We start from the raw sequence: 18,533 nt of genomic DNA, 5'->3' as shown, positions 1-18,533 counted from the left end.
CCCGCGCCGCCGGTGAGGGTGTCGCCGTACTGGCTGGAGGTGATGACCTGGCCTCCGGTGGGCGGCGGCGGGGTCCCGGCGTCGTCGTTGGTGATCGTGCCCGTGGCCGTGGCGTTGCCGAGGCTAGTCCCGGAGGAGGGGCCGGAGAGGGTGACGGTGAAGGCCTCGGTGTTCTCCACCGTGGTGTCGCCCGCCACGTTGACCACGATGGTCCTCGACGTCTCGCCGGCCGCGAAGGTGACCGTCCCCGAGGGAAGGGCCCCGCCGGCGAAGTCCGCGCCGTCCGCCGGATTGCTCCCGGACCCGGTGACCGCCCAGTTCACGGTCGATGTCCCGGTCGTGGTTCCGGTCCGGGCGAGGACGAAGCTGAAGGCCGTGGCGCCGGTGTCGCCCTCGGCGGCGCTGAGCGCGGTCGAGGTGAAGCCCACCTGGGCGGAGCCGGCGGGGGGCGGCGTGGTGGAGCCGCCGGCGGCGAGCTGGGACCAGGTGACGGGCGTGGTCACCCCCTGCAGGTTGATGATGTAGTTGCCCCACTGCTGGGCGGTCCCGGCGCCGTCGCGGTCGAACAGCACCTTGGTGCCGTTCTGGTCGGTCAGGAGGGTGACGTACTTGTCGGCGACCGGGTCGGAGCCGGTGTAGCCCGAGGCCTGGAAGAGGGCCGAGAGGTCGAGCTTGTCGGTCCCCACGACGAAGTCCGTGACCGTGGCCGGCGACCAGGGCTCCTTGCCCCAGACGAAGCGGTCGGCGCCCGCGCCGCCGGTGAGCACGTCGGCGCCCTGGCTGGCGTTGATGGTGTCGTCGCCGGCGCCGGCGGTGACCGTCGAGCCGGGGCCGGGGGAGGTGTAGACCTGACCCGAGCCGGCGGGCGGCGGGGAGCCAGTGTCGTCGTTGGCGATCGTGCCGGTGGCCGAAGCGGTTCCCAGGGTGGTCCCGGCCGAGGGGCCGGAGAGGGTGACGGTGAAGGCTTCGGCGTTCTCCACGGTGGTGTCGCCCGCGACGTTGACGACGATGGTCTTCGACGTCTCGCCGGCCGCGAAGGTGACCGTGCCGGAGGGCAGGACGCCCGCGGCGAAGTCGGCGGCGTCGGCCGGATCGGCGCCCGAGCCGGCCACGCTCCAGTCGACCGTCGAGGCGTCGGTCGTGGTCCCGGTCCGCACGAGGGTGAAGCTGAAGGCGGTGGCGCCGCTGTTCCCCTCGTCGAGGGAGAGGGTGGTGGTGGTGAAGCCGACCTGGGCCGAGCCGGCCGGCGGCGTGGTGGAGCCGCCGCCCGAGAGCTGGGCCCAGGTGACCGGCGTCGTCACCCCCTGCAGGTTGATGACGTAGTTGCCCCACTGCTGGGCCGTCCCCGTCCCGTCCCGGTCGAACAGCACCTTGGTCCCGGCCGAGTCGGTGAGGAGGGTGATGTACTTGTCCGCCACCGGGTCGGAGCCCGTGTAGCCCGACGCCTGGAGGAGGGCGGAGAGGTCGAGCTTGTCCGTCCCCACGGCGAAGTCGGTGACGGTGGCCGGGGACCAGGGCTCCCGCGCCCAGGCGAACTTGTCGGCTCCGGCGCCGCCGGTGAGCACGTCGCTCCCCTGGCTGGCGTTCAGGGTGTCGTCGCCGGCGCCGCCGGTGAGCGTCGAGCCCGGCCCCGGCGAATTGATGACCTGGCCGCCGCCGGCGGGCGGCGGGGTGGAGCCGTCGTCGTTGGTGATCAGGCCGGTGGCCGTGGCCGTCCCCAGGTTGGCGCCGCTGGCCCCGGAGAGGGTGACGGTGAAGGCCTCGTCGGCCTCGCTCGTGGTGTCGCCGGCCACCTGGATGGTGATGGTCTTGCTGGTCTCGCCCGGGGCGAAGGTCAGGGTCCCGGAGGGCAGGGTCCCGTTCTGGAAGTCGCCCGCGCTCGCCCCATCGGAGCCCCGGCCGGAGACGGACCAGTTCACCGAGGAGCTCCCGGTGGTCGAGCCCGTGCGGGTGACGGTGTAGGCGAAGGCGGTGAGGCCGGAATCGCCCTCGGCGAGGGTGACGGAGCTGGTGGTGAAGCCGACCTGGGTGGTCGGCGGCGGCGGGGTCCCGCCGGTGTCGTCGTTGGTCACGAAGCCGGTGGCGGTGGCCTGGCCGAGCTTGGCGCCCACCGGGTTCACCAGGGTGATCAGGAACTCCTCGTCGGCCTCCTGCACGGCGTCGCCCTGCACCCAGACCTGCACATAGGCGACCGTCTGGTTGATCTCGAAGGTCACCACGCCGGAGGGCAGGACGCCGCCCTCGAAGTCGGCGGCGTCGGTCGGGTTGGCCCCCTGGCCGCGCACCGTCCAGCCGACGGTGGACTTCTGGCTCTGGTCCCAGTCGCGGGTGAGGGTGAAGGTGTAGAGCGTGCCGCCGGAATCTCCCTCGGTGTGGGCGACGCCGGCCATGGGACCGATGGAGATCACCGCGTCCACGCCGCGCGGCGGGTTGATCATGTCGTAGAGCTGCTGCTGGCCCGAGGGCGTGGTGGCGATCAGCTCGCCCGTGGCGGTGACGCCGGTCAGGTCGCCGGCGAGCTGCCGGGCGGGGCCGTACCAGCCCTCGCCGTCGTAGGCGAAGGCGTCGTAGCCGCGGCCCATGACCGTGCCGTCGGGGGCGTCCCAGCTGGCCGCGAAGCCGCCGTTCTTGGTCGCGACGATGTCGATGTCGCCGGTGGACGCGCCGAGCTCGTGGCGGACGAAGGTGTTCTTGGCCGGGTCGAAGACCATCACCCAGGCGGCTTGGCCCGCGCCGTCCGGCATCATGTAGGCCAGCGCCACCTTGCCGTCGGTGAGCCAGGTCCCCGTGCCGGTGAAGGCGCTGGAGGAGCCGGCCATCAGCGGGGTCGCGGTCCCCAGCGTCGAGCCGTTGGACACCGCGCCGAACACCGCGCCGGAGTCCTCCCAGATCACGAAGGTCTCGCCGGGCGGCAGGGTCGTGGGCTTCGCGCCGTAGACGGCGATCTTCGAGCTGGTGACCGCCTGTCCGGTGTCCTCGAAAGTGACGGGGACGTTGGTCTGTCCGGTGGTCGGGCCGCCGTCGGCGCGCAGGGTGGCGGCGGGCGGCTCGGGGTCGCCGCGCTCGATCACGGTGGAGCCGTCGGCGAGCGCGTAGGCGCGGACGTAGTCCACCTTCATCTCGGCCGGGAACTGCAGGGAGTTGGGCTCGCCGCCCCAGCCGCCCACCGCCATGTTGACGATGATCGCCATCGGGTGGGTCCAGTTGGCCGGGGTGTCCGCCTGCAGGACCGCGACGCCGTCGAAGTAGAAGGTGACGGTCGTGGGGGTCCACAGCATGCCGTAGGTGTGGAAGCCGGACGGATCGATCTTGTAGGCGTTGTCGTAGAGGTTGGTGTCGCCGCCCCAGGCGCGGCGGTAGTCCACGTGCGGGGTGGCGGCCAGCCCCTCCATGATGTCGGCCTCGGTCTGGGCGACATAGGGGGTCGGCATCATCCAGAAGGCCGGCCAGGCGCCGTGGGCGGTGGGCAGCTCGGCGCGCATCTCGAAGTAGCCGTGCTGCTGCTCGAACATGCCCATGGTGTTGAGCATCCCCGACGAGTACTCCCGGCCCCAGGCGGACTCGCGGTCCTCGTCCAGCAGACGCTCGGCCTTGATCGTCAGGATCCCGTCAGAGACCGCGTGCGGGGTGTAGTGGTCGAGCTGGCGCTCGCCCTGACCGTAGAAGTGGTCGGTGGTGTAGACCTGCCGCTCCCCGTTGGAGGTGATGGTGTAGGCCCACTCATCCTTCAGGTTGTTTCCGAAGTCGGCGCGCCAGATGCCGGTCTGCAGGGAGTGGTCGTAGATCTGCAGGGTGTCGAACTCGTCCGCGAAGGTGAGTTCGCCGAGCTTGGACCTGTCGAGCGGCAGCAGGAACTGGCGGTCCTGGAAGCCGGCGAGCGTCTGGCCGCGGAAGGTCAGGGTCTCGTCGGCCGACAGCCGCAGGACCACGTCGGCGCCCTCCTGGGTCATGGCCTGGCGGATCTGCTCGCCGGTGGTGAAGCCGTAGTCCCAGAGCTGGAGCTGGGCGTTGCCGTTCCAGTTGTAGATTACGTCGGAGCCTTCGCCCGCGCGGACCACGAAGGTGGTCTTGGAGGTGATCCCGCCCACCAGGACGTCGTCGCCCTCGGCGCCGTAGACCCAGTGGGTTTCGTTGTCGACGATGATCAGATTGTCGAGCTCGTTGCCGACCGCGTAGTTGAAGGCGCCGTTGACCTGCAGGTTCTCGACGTTCGGGGCGAGCTTGATGGAGGTCCAGCCGATCTGGGTGTCGATCCCGCCATCGGCCTGCTCGACCACCCGGTCCTTGGGGTGGGTGATCCAGTGGCGGTTGTCGAAATCGTTGCCGATCAGCAGGTCGCCGCCGCCCTCGCCCGACAGGGACGAGTTCCCCGCTGCGGCGTTGATGGTCTCGTTACCCGCGGCAGTGCCAGCGACGCGCGCCTCTTCGGCCGCGCTCTCCGGCATCGCAACACCGCGCGAGTTGTAATAGGTCATTCACCAGCTCCAAAAGATACCGCGCGACAACCCGCGACGGGGGATCCGGTTCAATGAAGTTCCCGTGCGCGGCCGACCGGGGATTCAAACCGTGTTCTTCCGGAGACACTGAAGCGTGACTGTAAACCTCAAGCAGAGCTCTGCCGTTCATTGCGTCGCGCGCCGGAGGGGCCGCGCTGAAAGCTCATCCATCCGCGGACCTGTGGATAAACTTCTAGTCCAGGTGGAACCGCGCGGGTTTCGCCGACGTTCCTTTCCCGCAATGTCGGGAAGGCCACATATGGAAGCGGATGATCTTCCGGCCCGGCAGAGGGCCGCCAAGTACCGGGACCTCGCGCAGTCGCAGCGCGAGCTCGCCGAGGCGTGCGAGCTGCCCGAGATCCGCGCCACGCACCTGGAGCTGGCCGCCATGTGGGGCCGTCTGGCCGAGGAGGCCGAGCGCCACCTCGAGCCGGCCGAGCCCGCCGCCCTCGGCGAGGGGACGGCGCCCACCGCCTGAACCTGCACGGAATCCTTTCGCGCGCTTCCGCGTTGGGACGGCAGGAGGTCGCCCATGCCCATCCACTCCGCCCTGCAGCGCCGCTTCTCGGTCCACAGCGTGGACGAGGCGCCGTCACGCGGCCACCAGGTCGACGGCGTGAGCTTCGAGGACGCCGCCCTGCACTTCCTGGAGGAATGCCATCCGGCCGCGGACGCCGACGACGAGGTGGCGCTGTTCGTGGAGGACTGCGAGACCGGCGAACGGCAATGCTTCCGCATCGACCTGAGCACGGGCGAGACCGCGCCCTGCAACTGACCTAGCCCCGCCGGGCGTTCATCTCGTCGCCGGCGTCGCGCGGCAGGCGGACGAACCACAGCGCCGAGACGAGGGTGATCGCGCCGACGATCGGGAAGGCGGGCGAGACCGCCTGCCAGGTGAGCTCGGTTTCGCCGCGGGACCGCATCAGGAAATGCAGCAGGGCGGCGGCCAGGCCGATGCCGATCGACTGCACGAGCTGCTGCACCATGGAGGCGGTGGTGGAGGCCCGGCTCATCCGCTCCTGCCCGACCTCGGCGTAGGCCATGCCGTTCAGGCTGGTGAACTGCAGGGAGCGGAAGAATCCGCCCACCGCCAGGACGCTCATGATGATCCAGTGCGGCGTCGAGGGCCTGAAGAGGCCGTAGGCGGCGAAGCTCGCGGCCACGACCAGGGCGTTGGCCAGCAGCACCGTGCGGAAACCGAAGCGGCGCAGGATCGGCGGGGCCGTGGTCTTCATCAGCAGCGCGCCCACCGCCGAGATGAAGGTCATGGTCCCGGCCGCGAAGGCCGACAGTCCGAAGCCGACCTGCAGCAGCATGGCCAGGAGGAAGGGGTTCGCGCCCATGGCCACCCGCATGAAGGCGCCGCCGACGGTGGCCGCCTGGAAGGTCGGCAGGCGGAAGATGGAGAGGTCGATGATGGCGTGCGGGTTGCCGCGGGCGTGGCGCCAGTAGAGGCCGAGGCTGAGGAAGCCGCCGATGAACAGGCCGGCGACGACGCCGGGCGGCAGGAAGCTGCGGCCGAGGTTCTCGAAGCCGAAGATCAGGGCGGCGAGGCCCGCCCCGGTCAGCAGGATGCCCAGCCCGTCGATCGGCGAGACCGCCTGCTCCTTCACATTGGGCACGAAGGCGCGGACCAGGGCGACGCCGGCGACGGCCACCGGCAGGTTCATGAAGAAGATCCAGCGCCAGTCGGCGAAGGTGACGATGGCCCCGCCGATCACCGGACCGATCACCGGCCCCAGCAGCGCCGGCATGGTCAGCACCGACATGGCGCCGACCAGCTCGGACTTCGGCGTCGTGCGCAGCAGGACGAGACGGCCGACCGGACCCATCATCGCCCCGGCCATGCCCTGCAGGAAGCGGGCGGCGAGGAGCTGCGGCAGGGTCTGGGCGAAGCCGCACGCCGCCGAGGACAGGGCGTAGAGCACCATGGCGGCCATGAAGATGCGCTTGGCGCCGAAGCGGTCCGCCGCCCAGCCGGAGACCGGCAGGAAGACCGCCGAGGCCAGCAGGTACATGGTGATGGCCAGGTTCAGCCGAAGCGGGTCGACGCCGAACGCGTCCGCCATCGCGGGCAGGGCGTTGGTGATGACGGTGGCGTTCAGGGTCTGCATGAGCAGGCCCGAGCCGATGATCGCCGGGACGATCCACCCCCGCCGGACCGCGTCCGCGCCGGACACGGGCTCCAGGGCCTGGGCCGGCGGTTCGGGCGTGTCGTCGGGCTCGCTCACCCCTTGGCTGTAGGCGCCTCCGCGGAGCCGAGCAAGCACGGCCCTAGGAACGTCTCTGCTCCCGGCCTTGTTTTCACATTTGAGAGTTCAGTCCGAGGGTTAAGCGATGTCTTCCATCGAGAACAGCCGGCGCGGGGCGGCGGTCGCCGAGATGGACATGCTGCGCGCCGAGGTGCGCGCGGTCGGCCGGCGGCTGACTCGCGAGCAGATGCTGGAGCTGGCGGAAATCCTGGAGGAGATGGCCGGCGGCGCGAGCGCCGAGGCGCGCTCCTGGCGGCCGGAGGAAGCCTCGCCGCGGTGAGATGACGCCGCCGCCCGCGGGCGGACGGCGGCGCCGGAACCCTAGAGGACGCCCAGCATCTCGGCGACGAGCGGGTGGCGGACGATGTCGCGCTCGGCGAGGCGGACGACGGCGATGTTGCCCACCTCCTCGAGCCGCGTGGCGACCGGGCCGAGGCCGGACAGCTCCGGCAGCAGGTCGGACTGGTTGGGGTCGCCGGTGACGACCATGGTGGAGTGCCAGCCCAGGCGGGTCAGCAGCATCTTGAGCTGCACATAGGTGCAGTTCTGCGCCTCGTCGATCACCACGAAGGCGTTGTTCAGGGTGCGGCCGCGCATGAAGCCGACCGGCGCGATCTCGATGGCGCCCTCGGCCATCAGCGCCCGGACCCGCTTCATGGACAGCCGGTCGGAGAGGGCGTCGTAGAGCGGCCGCAGGTAGGGGGCGAGTTTGTCCTCCGCGTCGCCCGGCAGGAAGCCGATCGACTCGCCGGCCTCGACCGCCGGGCGGGACAGGACGATCCGGCCGACCCGGCCGCTCTCCAGGGCCTCCACCGCCTTGGCGATGGCGAGGTAGGTCTTGCCGGTGCCGGCGGGACCCAGGGCCATGACCAGGTTCTTCTCGTCGATCGCCTTGATCAGCTGTTCCTGGCCCGGCGACTTGGCCTTGATGGTCTTGAGATAGCCCTGCTCGCGGTCGTCGTTCGCCCCGCCGGGGTGCCCGAGCGGCGTCCAGCCCCGGTCGAGCGGCAGCCGGCGAACCTTATCGTCGCCCTCGAACTGACCGGCGTCGAACGCGCCTTCGCGCAGCTGTCGCTTCAGGGCTCGCTTGCTCATCAAGGCCTCCTATCGGGGCATGAAAAAAGGGCGTCCCCGCGTGGGAGCGCCCTTGGACATCGTGAAAGAGGAACGGAAGCGGCGGCGTCGTGCGGGGCCCGGGGGCCCGGCTTGAGGCTCAGGTCCGGGCGGCTCCGCCCGTGAGAACGACCAACTCGGCGCCATCTACTCCGTCCAGCGCGAGGCACGGATCGATGCTCGATCCGCGGCGGCTCCGGGAAGGCTTTCGCCTCCTCGAATCGCCTGACTAGAATGATGGTAGCTTGGTTTCCCAACCGTTAAACGGACCGTTTGTCGCAAGAATCGAGGAGTCGGATGGCTGTCTACAACTTGGGCGATGTGACGCCTGAATTACCGAACGATGACGAATACTGGATAGCCCCGAACGCGGCCGTGATAGGCCGGGTGATTCTCAAGAAGAACGCGTCCGTCTGGTGGGGCGCCACCCTGCGTGGCGACAACGACCCGATCACCATCGGGGAGGGCTCCAACGTGCAGGACGGCTCGGTCCTGCACACCGACGAGGGCTCGCCCCTGACCATCGGGGTCAACGTCACCGTGGGCCACCTGGTCATGCTTCACGGCTGCACGATCGGCGACAACACGCTCGTCGGGATCGGCTCCATCGTGCTGAACGGGGCGAAGATCGGGAAGAACTGCCTGATCGGCGCCAACTGTCTGATCACCGAGGGCAAGGAGATCCCGGACAACTCCCTGGTCATGGGGGCGCCGGGCAAGGTGGTGCGCGAACTCACCGACCAGCAGGCGATGATGATGGCCGCGGGCTCACATCATTATGTGGAGAACTGGAAGCGGTACAAAAGGGAGCTCTCGCCCCGCTAGACCTATTCCTCCTCGCCGGTTTCGTCGCCGACGGCCTCGGTGACGAGGCGGCGCCAGACGGGGTCACTGTCGTCGACCAGGTCGACGTCGTCGAGCAGGGCCACGGCGCCGGCGCCGTCGGGGAGGATCAGGCCGAGCACCTCCATGGTCTCGCCGTCGTCAGTCTCGTGCGCCTCGGCCTGCACGGCGACGGCGGCCTGTTCGCCGTCGTCCTCGCTCCACCAGATGACCGGCTGGGGCAGCTCCATCTCGATGGGGCGCGCGCCCTCGGTGTCGCCGAGCGCGAAGATCGCCGCGCGCCGCTGGACGTCCTCCAGGGTGGCGACCGCGCCTGAGAAGGCGCGCAGCCTGCGCCAGTCGTCGACGTCGAAGCCGCCGTCCTCGAAATCGTCCTGTCCGGCCATCGGAGTGCTCCTTCCGCTGTTGACGAACGCTGCGGCGCCTGCGGAGCGTCCTCCTACAGAAAAGACAGGAGGGCGCCATGGCCTATGAATTCATCCGGGTGGAGCGGGACGGCCCGGTCACCCTCTTCACCCTCAACAGACCGGAGGTGATGAACGCCCTGCACTCGCCGGCGCACTTCGAGCTGCACGAGGCCTTCGACGCCTTCGCCGCCGATCCGGAGCAGTGGGTCGGCATTGTCACCGGGGCGGGCGACCGCGCGTTCTCGGCCGGCAACGACCTGAAGCACCAGGCGGGCGGCGGGGAGATGAAGAGCCCGCCGTCCGGATTCGCCGGCCTGACGTCGCGCTTCGACCTGACCAAGCCGCTGATCGCGGCGGTGAACGGGGTGGCGATGGGCGGCGGGTTCGAGATCGCGCTGGCCTGCGACATCATCATCGCTTCGGAGGCGGCGACCTTCGCGCTTCCGGAGCCGCGGGTGGGCCTGGCCGCCCTGGCCGGCGGGCTGCACCGCCTGCCGCGGGCGATCGGGACCAAGCGGGCCATGGGCATGATCCTCACCGGCCGCCGGGTCTCGGCCGCGGAGGGCTGGGAGCTGGGCTTCGTCAACGAGGTGACCGCGCCGCAGGACCTGATGCGCACGGCGCGGGAGTGGGCGGCGATGATCGCCGAGCTCTCGCCGATGTCCGTCCGGGCCTCGAAGGAGGCGGTCTACAGGGGGCTCGACGAGACCACCCTGGAGGCGGCGATCCGCGGCCAGAACAAGTATCCGGCGGTGGCGGCGCTGTTCAGATCCGAAGACTTCGTGGAGGGCCCGCTGGCGTTCGCGCAAAAGCGCAAGCCCGCGTGGAAGGGGCGCTGACCCCGGCTTGTCGATAAGGGCCAATCTGGTCACATAGCCCGGAGCGTGACCGGGGGGTGACATGGTGGACATGGACGCGGTGGGCGGCGCCGCGACGGCGGGGCTGGTGGCGGGCGCCATCGAGAAGCCGACGGGCCAGGCCGGCGAGCGCCATCACCTCTGTTCCGATTGCGGGGCGGAGGTCTCCGGCCGGTTCTGCGCCAACTGCGGCCAGCCCGCCCACGTCCACCGCTCGCTGCTGCACCTGGGCGAGGAGCTGCTGCACGGGGTGATGCACTTCGACGGGCGGGTGTGGCGCACCCTGCCGTTGCTGCTGTTCCGGCCCGGCCGGCTGACCCGCGAGTGGGTGCACGGCCGGCGGACGCGCTACGTCTCGCCGCTGGCGATGTTCCTGTTCACCGTCTTCGTCATGTTCATGGGCCTGAGCTACATGCCCGGGACCCCCGACAGCTCGGTCACCGGGCAGCAGATCTCCGCCGGGGCGGAGCTGGCCCGGCGGTCAAGCGAGGTCGCCCTGGCCGAGCAGGCCCTGGAGCGGGCCTCGCCGGCCGAGCGGCCGGCGGCCGAGGCCCGGGTCAAAGCGGCCCGGGCGAGACTGGAGGAGGTCAGCAAGCTGGTCGGCAACGTCCGCGTGGCCACGCCTGACACGGTGATCGAGAAGGTTCCGCAGGACGGCGACTGGAAGGCGGAGCTGGCCGAGAACGCCCGCACCGGCGGCCTGAACCTCAACCTCGGCAACGAGAAGCTCGAGAAGAAGCTGATCAAGAAGCTGCAGAACCCGGAGCTCGCGATCTACAAGCTGCAGCAGAGCTTCTACAAGTTCTCCTTCCTGCTGGTGCCGATCTCGATCCCTTTCGTGGCCCTGCTGTTCCTGTGGAAGCGGGGGTTCACCCTCTACGACCACGGGGTGTTCGTGCTCTATTCGCTGACCTTCATGTCGATGCTGATCATGGCGGTGGTGATCGCGATGCGGCTCGGCGACGTGACCTCGGCCCTGGCCTGGACGGTCGCGCCGTTCGTCGTACCGGCGCACATGTATTTCCAGCTTAAGGGCGCCTACGGGCTCTCCTGGTTCTCGGCGGCCTGGCGGACCTGGTTCCTGCTGTGGTTCTGCGCCTTCGCGCTCAGCCTCTTCGCCATGGCCATCCTTTACCTCGGCACAGCGTAGCGGCCGGGCGGCTTGCCAGAAGATGACGCCTGCGTCAGGTTCGCGTTCAACAACAAGCTTCGGGGAACAGACGCCGTGGAACGCTACGACTACATCATCATCGGGGCGGGTTCCGCCGGCTGCGTCCTGGCCAGCCGCCTGACGGAGGACGCCTCGAAGCGCGTGCTGCTCGTCGAGGCCGGCGGCAAGGACGCCTCCATCCTGGTGAAGATGCCGGCGGGCGTCGGCCAGCTGATCGGCAAGCAGGGCCCGTTCAACTGGGGCTTCTGGACCGAGCCCGAGCCCAACCTGGACAACCGCCGGCTCTGGTGGCCGCGGGGCAAGGGCTGGGGCGGCTCTTCCTCGATCAACGGCATGATCTACATCCGCGGCCACGCGCGCGACTACGACCAGTGGCGGCAGATGGGGCTGCACGGCTGGGGCTATGCCGACGTGCTGCCCTACTTCAAGCGCTCGGAGCGCTTCGAGGGCGGCGCCGACCCGTGGCACGGCGGCGAGGGGCCGCTCCGGGTGTCGAAGGCGAGCTCGCCCAACCCGATCTACAAGGCCAGCATCGAGGCCGGCCGGCAGGCCGGCCATCCGCTGACCGGCGACTTCAACGGCCACCAGCAGGAGGGCTTCGGGCCCTACCAGCTCACCATCCACGACGGCCAGCGCTGGAGCGCGGCCCGGGGCTACCTGCATCCGGCGCTCTCGCGGCCGAACCTCACCTGCCTGACCAACACCCGGACCACCCGCATCGTGGTGGAGAACGGCCGCGCCGTGGGCGTGGAGGTGATCGAGGGCAAGAAGCCGGCGCGGATCATCCATGCCGACGCCGAGGTCCTGCTCTGCGCGGGCGCCGTGCAGTCGCCGCACATCCTGCAGCTCTCCGGCATCGGCGACGGCGAGGAGCTGTCGCGGCACGGGGTGAAGGTGGTCCACGAGCTGAAGGGCGTGGGCGCCAACCTGCAGGACCACCTGGACGTCTGCCTGAGCTGGGAGTGCCCGCAGCCGATCACCGTCTATTCCATGCGCAAGGGGCTGGTGAAGACGCTGGGCGTGGGCCTCTCCTACATGCTGTTCGGCAAGGGCATCGGCCGGCAGAACTTCCTGGAGAGCGGCGCCTTCCTGCGTTCGCGGCCCGACCTCGACCGTCCGGACCTGCAGATCCACACGGTGCTGGCGATCATGCAGGACCACGGCAAGGTGCAGGTGGCCAAGGACGGCTTCACCTTCCACGTCTGCCAGCTGCGGCCCGAGAGCCGGGGCAAGGTGGGCCTGAAGAGCGCCGACCCGCTGGCGGACCCGGCGATCTTCGCCAACTACCTCTCCGCCGAGGAGGACCGCCGGGCGGTCCGCGAGGGCGTGAAGATGATGCGCGAGGTGGCCGCCCAGTCGGCCCTGGATCCCTACCGCGGGGCCGAGTACGCGCCCGGCGAGGCGGTGAAGACCGACGCGGAGATCGACGCCTGGATCCGCCGCTCGGCGGAGACGATCTACCATCCGGTCGGCACCTGCCGCATGGGCGCGGCGGGCGATCCGATGGCGGTGGTGGACGCCGAGTGCCGGGTTCAGGGGCTGAAGGGGCTGAGGGTCGTCGACGCCTCGGTCATGCCGACGCTGGTGGGCGGCAACACCAACGCCCCCACCATCATGATCGCCGAGAAGATCTCCGACGCGATCCGCGGCCGGGCCTATCTGGCTCCGGAGGACGCGCCGGTCTACGGCGACGAGGCCCGGGCGGCTTGACGGCCGGATAAGAAGAACGTCATGGCCGGCCGCGCCGGCCATGCATGAACACCGTGGCTTTGGGCTCGCCTGGAGAGACCGGTGCTCATGGATCCCCGGCGACCAGACCGGGGATGACGTTCAGTTTCCGTGATCCGCCTACGCCACCTGCCGGCCGCCGATCGCCGCGAGGCGGACGCGGGGCGCCTCCTCGTTGGCGGCGCCGGGCCGGATAAGGCGGCGGACGGAAAGCTCGAGCGCGGTGCGGCCCATCAGCCGGGCCACCATGGAGGTGGGCTGGTAGAGGCCGAGGAAGCGGTCCGGGCCGCCGTCGTGCGCGACGAGCGGGGCGAACATCACCTCCATGGGAAGGCCGGCGCCGTCGGTGAGGGCCTCGGCGGTCGCCACCAGCGGCTCGGGCCGGGCGCGGATCTCCTCGAGCGCCGTCTGCAGGCGCAGGCGGTCGCGCTCGGACCAGAGGTCGAGGCCGTTGACGCCGCGCAGGTCGCAGCCGTGCAGGTCGCCGACGAAGCCGCCGGCCAGGCGCACCGGATACTGCCCCCGGCCCTCGCGGCCGAGGATGAACACCTGCGGCATCAGCTGCCGGAAGTCGGCCGGCTGGACGCTGGCGCGGGAAGGCGCGCGACCCTGGACGGCCCGGGCGGTCCAGTAGTCGATCATCCGTTCCGTATTGGAATGGAACATGGTGTGGCGCTCGGCGCGGCCGGACGTGGCCGCACACGGCTTGCAGGAAATCCGGCGCCAGCCCGCGACTGTGCCGGATCGGCACAGGCTCCTATTTCGCCGCCGCCGCGCCCGCCACCTGCGGCTGGGGCCGGACCACGAGGCGATAGGCCCGCTCCTCGCGCAGGAAGGTCTGCGCCGCGCGCTGGACGTCGGCGGGGGTGACCTTCTCCGTGCCCGGGATCAGCTCGCGGATCATGTCCAGCCGGCGCGGGTCGGCCTGGGCGCCGCCGAGCTGGCCCAGCCAGTACTGGTTGGTCACCCGGGCGCGCTGGAAGCCCTGGATGCGGGGCGTCTTGGCGCGGGCGAGCTCGTCGTCGCTGATCGGCCTGGCCTTCAGGTCGGCCGCGATCTTCTGCACGTCGGCGAAGAACTCCGGCAGCTTCTCCGGCGGCACCTCGACGGAGGCGGCGATATAGCCCCAGCCGGTCCAGACCAGGCTGTGGTTGTAGCCGAGGGACGGCGAGTAGGTGGACCCCTGGGCCTCGCGCAGCTCCTCGGTCAGGCGCAGCCGCATGACCTCGCCGAGCACCGCGGTCTCGCGGGCCCGCTGCGGGTTCTCCCAGTAGTCGGTGGTCGGCCAGCCGATGTAGCCGATGGACTGGTCGGCCCGGCCCTTGTGGGTGAGGACCACCGGCTCCTTGCGCGGCGCGGGGAAGCGGACCTCGCGCTGGGCGTCGGGCACCGGCGCCGGGTCGGGCCGCTTCGGCAGGGCGCCGAAGGTGGCGGCGACGGTCGCGATGGCCTGGTCGACCGTGACGTCGCCCACGATCACCACCTCGATGGGGTCGTTCGCCAGGTGGGGGGCGACCTGGGCCTGGAACTGGCGGAGCTCGGCGCCGGCGATCTCCTCCCGGGTCGGGAAGGTCCAGCGCGGATCGCCGGAGTGCAGCAGGCCGCCCAGGTCGCGCTGCAGCACGCCCGAGGTGGTGGCCTCGTACTGGTCGTGGATGGTCCGTCCCGCCGCCTTGAGCCGCTGGAAGGCCTCGGGCCGCCAGCCGGGCTCGGCGACATAGGCGGCGAGCACCTGGAGCTGGGTCGGCAGGTCGTCGGTGCGGGTGCCGCCGGACAGGACGAAGGCGTCGTCGCCGATGGAGAAGCTGGTCCCGTAGACCTTGGAGGCCAGGACGCGCTCCATGTCCTCGTTGCTGATCTTCGCCAGGCCGCCCTCGAGGAAGGCGCTGGCCGCCCAGCTCATGCTCTGGCGGTCCTTCGGCAGGTCGAGCATGCCGTCGCCGACGTTCACGCGGACCAGCACCTCGTCGTCGCGGAAGCTGGTCGGCTTAACGCTCAGCCGCACGCCGTTGTCGAAGCGCACGAAGGTGGTCCCGAGGTCGGCGACCTCGCGGCGCTCGGCGACCTTGCCCGGCGCGCCGAAGCTCTCGTAGGGCCAGGCGATCCGGGCCGGCGCCGCCGGCGGGGTGACCGCCACCTGGCGGGAGGCCTCGAGCGCGGCGAGCACGGTCCGCTCCGCCCCCTCGATCGGCTGGGGCGTGGCCACGAAGACCAGCGGCCCGCCGCCGGCGAAGGCGGCCTGCAGGGCGGCGGAGACCTCCGCGGCCTTCAGGTCCTTCACGGCGGCCTCGAACAGGGCCAGGTCCTCGGCCGGGCTGGTGACCACGAGGTCGTCGCCCAGCGAGCCCACGATCTCGCCCGCCAGGTCCGCGGGGCGGCGGGTGGCGGCGCCGGCCACGGCGGCCTTCAGGAAGGCGCGCATCTCCTCGATCTCGCGGTCGAGCTCGTCCTGGCGCACGCCGAAGCCGACGGCGCGGCGCTGCTCGCGCTCCACGGCGGCGAGCGCCTGGCGCCAGCGGCTGGGCTCGGCGTTCACCGCGATGGTGGTGGTCTCCTGGCTGTCCAGGGTGTCGCCCGAGTAGGAGCCCGCGGCGATGAACGGCGGATCGGCCGAGCGCGCCAGGGCCGAGAAGCGGCGGTTCAGGACCGAGAAGCCTAGGCGCTCCACCAGCTCGTCGCGGCGGGTGGCGACGGTGTCGGGGCGCTTCTGCGGGGGCTTCACCCAGGAGACCTGCATGTTCAGCGGCGCGCCGGGCTCGACGACGACCTTCGCCTCCGTCCCGCGCGGGCGGACCGGCCCGAGGTCGGGCTCCACGCCGGCCGGGCCCTGCGCCTTCCAGTCGGAGAAGCGGGCGCGGACCTTGGCCTCCATGGCGGCGACGTCGAAGTCCCCGACCACGACCAGCACGGCCCGCTCGGGCCGGTACCAGCGCTCGTAATAGTCGCGCAGCTCGGCGGCCGGCGCGGTCTTCAGCACCTCCACCTCGCCGATCGGATAGCGGGTCGGAACCCGCTGGCCCGGCATCAGGAAGGCGAACCGCTCCTTCAGGAGGCGGTAGCCCGGCGTGTCGCGCGCGCGCTCCTCCGACAGCACGATGCCGCGCTCGCGGTCGACGGCGGCCGCGTCGATGGTGAGCTCGCCCGCCGCCTCGCGCATCAGCATCAGCGAGGTGTCCACCGTCTCGTCGTCGGTGCGGGGCAGGTCGAGCTTGTAGATGGTCTCGTCGAAGCCGGTGGAGGCGTTGGTGTCGGCGCCGAAGGCGAGGCCCAGCCGCTCCAGGATCTTGATCATCTCGCCTTCCTTCACCCCCTTCGAGCCGTTGAAGGCCATGTGCTCGAGGAAGTGGGCGAGGCCCCGCTGGGCGTCGGTCTCCATCAGCGATCCGGTGTCGAACCACAGGCGGATGGCGGCCTGCTTCGGCGGGATCGTCTGGCGGCGGATGGCGTAGCGCATGCCGTTGGGCAGGGCGCCGAAGCGGATGTCGGGATCGGCCTTCAGGTCCGATTTCGACTGCGGCCATTCCCCCGGCGCCAGCGCGAACGGCTGGGCCTGGGCGGCCGCCGGACGGGCGGCGGGAGCCTGGGCGAAGGCGGGAAGGGCGATCGAAAGCGCGGCGGCGAGCGCGAGGCCCGCGCGCAGGGGACGGATCATCTAGAGGTCCTGGAAGCGTCCATCATGGAGGTCGCGGCACCTTCTAGGAGCGGGGCGCCCGCGGCAAGGCCGGAACAAGGCGCCATCGCGCCCGCCGCGAAGAGCCCCTAAATGGGGGTCATGAGCCGCCTGAATTTCGAAGAATCCGCCGAAGGGCCCCGCTATACGCCGGAGCCGGAGTCCGGCCGGCGGGTGCGCGAGCCGGTGTTCAACAACGGCGCCTGGCCGGTGCTGGTCCTGGTGGGCGCGATCGTCGGCGGCTACGCCCTGCAGAGCCGGGTGGACGTCAATGTGATCGCCGCGGCCTTCGCCTTCACGCCCGACGCGCTCGGGACCGGACGCTGGTGGACGCTCGTCTCCTCGCTGTTCGTGCACGGCAACTGGCCCCACGCCCTGATGAACGCGGCCTTCATCCTGGCCTTCGGGACGCCGGTGGCGCGCTACTTCGGCCTGGGCGCGGCGGGCGGCCTCTGGTTCTTGGCCTTCTACCTGGCGTGCGGCGTGCTCGCGACGCTGCCGTTCGCCGTCATCCATTCCGGCGAGGCGGTGGCGCTGATGGGCGCGTCGGGCGCGGCCTCGGGCCTGATGGGCGCGGCGGCCCGGCTGATCGCCGGGCAGGGGACCCCGGGACCGATCCTGTCGCGGCCGGTGCTGGCCTTCGGCGCGGCCTGGGTGATCGTGAACCTGATCATGGCGGTGATCGGCGCCGCGATGATCCCGGGCGCCGGAGACGGGGCCATCGGCTGGGAGGCGCACCTGGCGGGGTTCGCCGCGGGCGTGCTGCTGATCGGGCTGGCCGGCCGGCTCGCGCGGCGCGGGTAGCGGGCTTTCACGCGCGCGTGCATTGATTCCCCCGGCGATCGGGGTGACGGTGTTCTCCGAGGAAACGGGAGGAGACGCCGGATGCTGGTGTCACAGATCCTAAGGTCCAAGGGCGACCTGGTGTTCACCGCCAGGCCCGAAGAGACGGTCGGCGAGGTGGCCGGCCTGCTGAACACCCGCAAGGTGGGCGCCCTGGTGGTGCTCGACGCCGAACGGGTGGTGGGCATCGTCTCCGAGCGCGACATCGTTCGGGCCCTGGCCGACGGCGGCGCCGAGGCGCTGTCCCGGCCGGTCTCCAGCTGCATGACCAAGGACGTGCTCTATGCCGAACCCGGGGAGACGGTGGACCAGCTGCTCTCCCGCATGACCGACCGCCGCATCCGCCACCTGCCGGTGTGCCGCAACGAGCGGCTGGTGGGCATCGTCTCCATCGGCGACCTGGTGAAGTCGAAGATCTCCGAGGTGGAGGCCGAGGCGGACGGCCTGAAGGCCTACATCGCGGCCAGCTAAGCCATACCCTCCCTTGGGAGGGCTGAAGCGCCGACGGTGCGTCGGCGAGGGCGGAGGACCAGGCGTCCTCCGCCCGCTTTCGTTGGGTGCCTGCGCGGGCAGCTAGCCCGCCGAGCGCAAGGCGTCGGCCGCGGCGCCGGAGACCGCCGCGTCGGCGAGGGTGTAGCCCTCGAGCACGTGGGCGGTGGCGTCGCGGGCCCGCAGCAGGGCCTCGCGCAGCGCGCAGAGGTCCCGGTCGGGGCAGTCGTCGCACTTGCGGTAGCCGAGCCGCGGGCTGACGCAGGGCGCGAGCGCCAGGGGCCCGTCGATCACCCGGATCACCTCGGCGAAGCTGATCTCGGGCGCGGGGCGCGAGAGGGTGTAGCCGCCGAACTTGCCGCGCCGGCTGGCGACCAGCTGGTTGCGCGACAGCTCCAGGAGAATCGCCTCGAGGAACTTGCGGGGCGCGTCGGCGCGCAGGGCGAGCTCCCCCGAGGTGAGCTGGGCGCCCTCGGCGCGGGCGAGCTCGACGAGCGCGCGCAGGGCGTAACGGGCCTTCTGGGACAGCATCTGGTCTCGGGCGCCTCCTGCGGGGCGGCATTTAAGGCCAGGCGCGGCGGGAAGGCGAGGGCGCGGGGCGTTTGGGAATCCGCCGGTCTCAACAAAGTTCATGACAGGCCGTTGACGGGGGGCGGGGTGGCGA

General features: G+C 70.9%; 16 protein-coding genes. 9 read left to right on the top strand and 7 right to left on the bottom strand.

The window, feature by feature from the left end; translation table 11 throughout:
• Nucleotides 1-4,475: Calx-beta domain-containing protein (locus V7Z97_RS16110; protein ID WP_334164455.1), on the bottom strand; the 4,475-nt coding region annotated here is incomplete at its 3' end.
• Nucleotides 4,476-4,755: 280 nt separating this feature from the next.
• On the opposite strand from V7Z97_RS16110, the gene V7Z97_RS16105 reads away from it, so the two are divergent.
• A complete protein-coding gene (locus V7Z97_RS16105; protein WP_334164454.1) occupies nucleotides 4,756-4,974 on the top strand; it encodes a hypothetical protein in 219 nt (72 codons plus the stop codon).
• Between the two features lie 54 nt (nucleotides 4,975-5,028).
• Nucleotides 5,029-5,271 carry a DUF5961 family protein gene (locus V7Z97_RS16100; protein ID WP_334164453.1) on the top strand — a complete coding sequence of 81 codons (243 nt, stop codon included), beginning with the start codon at nucleotides 5,029-5,031 and terminating at the stop codon, nucleotides 5,269-5,271.
• Nucleotide 5,272: 1 nt separating this feature from the next.
• On the opposite strand, the gene V7Z97_RS16095 is transcribed toward V7Z97_RS16100, so the two are convergent.
• Nucleotides 5,273-6,727 carry an MFS transporter gene (locus tag V7Z97_RS16095; protein ID WP_334164452.1) on the bottom strand — a complete coding sequence of 485 codons (1,455 nt, stop codon included), beginning with the start codon at nucleotides 6,725-6,727 and terminating at the stop codon, nucleotides 5,273-5,275.
• Nucleotides 6,728-6,833: 106 nt separating this feature from the next.
• Here V7Z97_RS16095 and V7Z97_RS16090 point away from each other — a divergent pair, with 106 nt between their 5' ends.
• Nucleotides 6,834-7,028 carry a hypothetical protein gene (locus tag V7Z97_RS16090; RefSeq protein ID WP_334164451.1) on the top strand — a complete coding sequence of 65 codons (195 nt, stop codon included), beginning with the start codon at nucleotides 6,834-6,836 and terminating at the stop codon, nucleotides 7,026-7,028.
• 41 nt (nucleotides 7,029-7,069) lie between these two features.
• Here V7Z97_RS16090 and V7Z97_RS16085 read toward each other — a convergent pair whose 3' ends face one another.
• A complete protein-coding gene (locus tag V7Z97_RS16085; RefSeq protein ID WP_334164450.1) occupies nucleotides 7,070-7,843 on the bottom strand; it encodes a PhoH family protein in 774 nt (257 codons plus the stop codon).
• A 315-nt stretch (nucleotides 7,844-8,158) separates the two neighbouring features.
• Between V7Z97_RS16085 and V7Z97_RS16080 the strand changes: the two genes are divergently transcribed.
• The gene (locus V7Z97_RS16080; RefSeq protein WP_334164449.1) at nucleotides 8,159-8,686 is read left to right on the top strand and encodes a gamma carbonic anhydrase family protein; all 528 of its coding nucleotides are present in this window, start codon (nucleotides 8,159-8,161) and stop codon (nucleotides 8,684-8,686) included.
• 2 nt (nucleotides 8,687-8,688) lie between these two features.
• On the opposite strand, the gene V7Z97_RS16075 is transcribed toward V7Z97_RS16080, so the two are convergent.
• The gene (locus V7Z97_RS16075) at nucleotides 8,689-9,090 is read right to left on the bottom strand and encodes a hypothetical protein (protein WP_334164448.1); all 402 of its coding nucleotides are present in this window, start codon (nucleotides 9,088-9,090) and stop codon (nucleotides 8,689-8,691) included.
• A 77-nt stretch (nucleotides 9,091-9,167) separates the two neighbouring features.
• On the opposite strand from V7Z97_RS16075, the gene V7Z97_RS16070 reads away from it, so the two are divergent.
• The 3 genes from V7Z97_RS16070 (at nucleotide 9,168) to V7Z97_RS16060 (ending at nucleotide 12,849) form a co-directional block, all read left to right on the top strand.
• Nucleotides 9,168-9,950, top strand: a complete 783-nt coding sequence (locus V7Z97_RS16070) for an enoyl-CoA hydratase-related protein (protein ID WP_334164447.1) — start codon at nucleotides 9,168-9,170, stop codon at nucleotides 9,948-9,950.
• Between the two features lie 61 nt (nucleotides 9,951-10,011).
• The gene (locus V7Z97_RS16065; RefSeq protein WP_334164446.1) at nucleotides 10,012-11,118 is read left to right on the top strand and encodes a DUF3667 domain-containing protein; all 1,107 of its coding nucleotides are present in this window, start codon (nucleotides 10,012-10,014) and stop codon (nucleotides 11,116-11,118) included.
• A 75-nt stretch (nucleotides 11,119-11,193) separates the two neighbouring features.
• Complete coding sequence (locus V7Z97_RS16060; RefSeq protein ID WP_334164445.1) at nucleotides 11,194-12,849, top strand: choline dehydrogenase; 1,656 nt, start codon at nucleotides 11,194-11,196, stop codon at nucleotides 12,847-12,849.
• Nucleotides 12,850-12,987: 138 nt separating this feature from the next.
• On the opposite strand, the gene V7Z97_RS16055 is transcribed toward V7Z97_RS16060, so the two are convergent.
• Nucleotides 12,988-13,533, bottom strand: a complete 546-nt coding sequence (locus V7Z97_RS16055; RefSeq protein WP_334164444.1) for a PAS domain-containing protein — start codon at nucleotides 13,531-13,533, stop codon at nucleotides 12,988-12,990.
• Between the two features lie 91 nt (nucleotides 13,534-13,624).
• A complete protein-coding gene (locus V7Z97_RS16050) occupies nucleotides 13,625-16,519 on the bottom strand; it encodes a M16 family metallopeptidase (protein WP_334164443.1) in 2,895 nt (964 codons plus the stop codon).
• Between the two features lie 120 nt (nucleotides 16,520-16,639).
• Between V7Z97_RS16050 and V7Z97_RS16045 the strand changes: the two genes are divergently transcribed.
• Nucleotides 16,640-17,341, top strand: coding sequence for a rhomboid family intramembrane serine protease (locus V7Z97_RS16045; RefSeq protein WP_334164442.1), 702 nt, complete (start codon nucleotides 16,640-16,642; stop codon nucleotides 17,339-17,341).
• Nucleotides 17,342-17,422: 81 nt separating this feature from the next.
• A complete protein-coding gene (locus V7Z97_RS16040; protein ID WP_334164441.1) occupies nucleotides 17,423-17,851 on the top strand; it encodes a CBS domain-containing protein in 429 nt (142 codons plus the stop codon).
• A 102-nt stretch (nucleotides 17,852-17,953) separates the two neighbouring features.
• On the opposite strand, the gene V7Z97_RS16035 is transcribed toward V7Z97_RS16040, so the two are convergent.
• The gene (locus V7Z97_RS16035) at nucleotides 17,954-18,400 is read right to left on the bottom strand and encodes an RrF2 family transcriptional regulator (protein ID WP_334164440.1); all 447 of its coding nucleotides are present in this window, start codon (nucleotides 18,398-18,400) and stop codon (nucleotides 17,954-17,956) included.
• Nucleotides 18,401-18,533: the final 133 nt, after the last annotated feature.

This window comes from Phenylobacterium sp., from assembly GCF_036821595.1.
Lineage (GTDB): Bacteria > Pseudomonadota > Alphaproteobacteria > Caulobacterales > Caulobacteraceae > Phenylobacterium.
This window is presented reverse-complemented; position numbering and strand designations above follow the sequence as displayed.